The sequence below is a fragment of the Kitasatospora sp. NPDC093558 genome (genome assembly GCF_040683475.1).
GTDB lineage: Bacteria > Actinomycetota > Actinomycetes > Streptomycetales > Streptomycetaceae > Kitasatospora.
The window spans coordinates 1-2,024 of sequence record NZ_JBFBDY010000939.1 but is presented as its reverse complement, the minus strand read 5'-3'; the positions used below and the strand labels follow the sequence as shown (position 1 = coordinate 2,024).

The following is a 2,024-nucleotide window of genomic DNA, read 5'->3' as shown; positions in this document are numbered from 1 at the left end:
GCCTGTCCGTCGCCGAGGCGGTGGCCGGCTACGGCACCGCCGTCGCCGACGACCCGTGGCTGGACGCCTGGCCCACCGTCCTCACCGGCGTCGTCCCGGTCCTCACCCCGGACGGCTGGCGCCTGACGGACGGCCACCACACCGTCCCCGTCCGCCCCTCGGCCGTCCCGGAGGCCGCCCTGTGGCGGCTGGCCGCCGCGTCCACCGGCCGCCCGCTCACCGTCTTCGGCGAGTACGGCCACCAGGGCTTCGCCCCGGTCACCGCCTGGCCCGGCGGCGAGCGCCCCATAGGCCTGACCACCGTCTAGGAGCAGAACATGACGACCACCCAGGACCATTGGGAGACCCTCCACACCACCGCCCTCCTCGGCACCGACCGCCGTCCGCTCCCGGACACCGCCCTGCCCCTCGCCGGGTCCGTGGACCGGGACGACCCGGCCACCGCCCTGCTGGAGCTCGCCGCACTCGCCACCGTCCGGCGCCGCGCGGGCGCCCTGCCCGTCCCGGCCGTCGAACCGCCGGGCCCGCCCGCCCCGGAGGACGGCCGGCCCGAGCTGCCCCCGGCGGCGGCCCGGCGGCTCGCCGTCCTGCTCGCCGGCCGCGCCACCGGCGGCGCCGGCACCCTCGCCAACCTCACCGAGCTGCTGCCGCAGTGGCTCGCCGCCGCCCGCGACCGCGGACTGCGCCCGCCCGCCGCCCTGGTGCCCGCCCTGCTCGACGCCGCCCGCGCCCGCAGCGAACTGCGCGTGGACGGCGTCGCCCTGGCCGGCCCGCTCGGCCGCTGGCTGGCCGTGCGGAACCCGGACTGGCGCTACGTCCTGCGCACCACCGCGCCCGGCGCCCCGCCGCAGCCCGCGGACGACCGCCTGTGGCACGAGGGCCTGTTCGCCGAGCGCGTCACCCACCTCACGATGCTGCGCCGCCGCGACCCGGCGGCCGGCCTCGCCCTGCTGCGGAGCACCTGGCCGACCGAGCGCGCCGAGGACCGGCTGCTCTTCCTGGACGCCCTCCAGGACGGCCTCTCCGCCGAGGACGAGCCGTTCCTGGAGGCCGCCCTCGGCGACCGCAGCAAGAACGTCCGGGCGACGGCCGCCGAGCTGCTCTCCACGCTCCCCGGCTCCGCGCTCGCCCGCCGGATGGCCGTCCGCGCCACCGCCGCCGTCCGGCTCGCCGAGCCGGGGACGCACCTGCTGGTCACCCCGCCCGCCGAGTGCGACGCGGACATGCAGCGCGACGGCATAGCCCCCAAGTCCCCGACCGGGCGCGGCGAACGGGCCTGGTGGTTCGGCGAGGTGGTCGCGGCGGCGCCGCTCGCTACCTGGCCGGAGACGACGGGCCTGACGCCCGAGCAGCTGCTCGCCCTGCGGGTCGGCGACAGCATCGACGAGACGAGCAGCAGCTGGGCCGACGACCTGCGCGAGGCCTGGGCGCGCGCCGCCGTCCGCCAGCACGACGCCGACTGGGCCCGCGCGCTGCTCGGCCCGGCGCCCGTCCCGCCCGTCCGCGGCGCCGGCCGGGCGCGGGCGCCGCGGGCCACCGGCGCGCCCGCCAAGCTGCTGTCCGTCCTGCCGCCCGCCGAACGGGCCGCCTGGACGGCCGCGTTCATCGAGGTGCACGGCCTGGGCGAGGCGTTCCAGCTGCTCGGCGCGTGCACCACGCCGTGGACGCCGCCGCTGTCGACCTCGGTGGTCACCGCGCTGTCCCGGGCCGCCGCGTCCGGCGCGTACCCGTGGAGCCACAGCGGCGTGCTCGGGATGACGGAGCGCGCGCTGGCCCCGGAGACGGCGGGCGCCGTCGAGGAGCTGGCCGCCGGGGCCGCGCCGGACTCGGCGTGGTCCGAGACCTTCGCCCGCCTCGCCGGGACGCTCCGCTTCCGGGAGGCGATGCTCGCCGAGCTCGACGACTGAGCCCCGGAAACCGGTGAGCGGGGCGCCCCGGCCCCGGGCGGGCCGCGCCCCCGTGAGCGGCAGAACCGCCCGCCGCGCGGTGGGTGGCCGCGACCCCCGCGCCGCCCTGCCCGGGCG

Annotated in this window: 1 protein-coding gene and 1 pseudogene; both read left to right on the top strand. The window is 79.9% G+C overall.

What is annotated here, in order from left to right:
- Positions 1-308: pseudogene (locus AB0O00_RS37175) on the top strand (SWIM zinc finger family protein); the annotation flags it as partial.
- Between the two features lie 9 nt (positions 309-317).
- The gene (locus tag AB0O00_RS37170) at positions 318-1,907 is read left to right on the top strand and encodes a DUF5691 domain-containing protein (protein WP_363659115.1); all 1,590 of its coding nucleotides are present in this window, start codon (positions 318-320) and stop codon (positions 1,905-1,907) included.
- Positions 1,908-2,024: the final 117 nt, after the last annotated feature.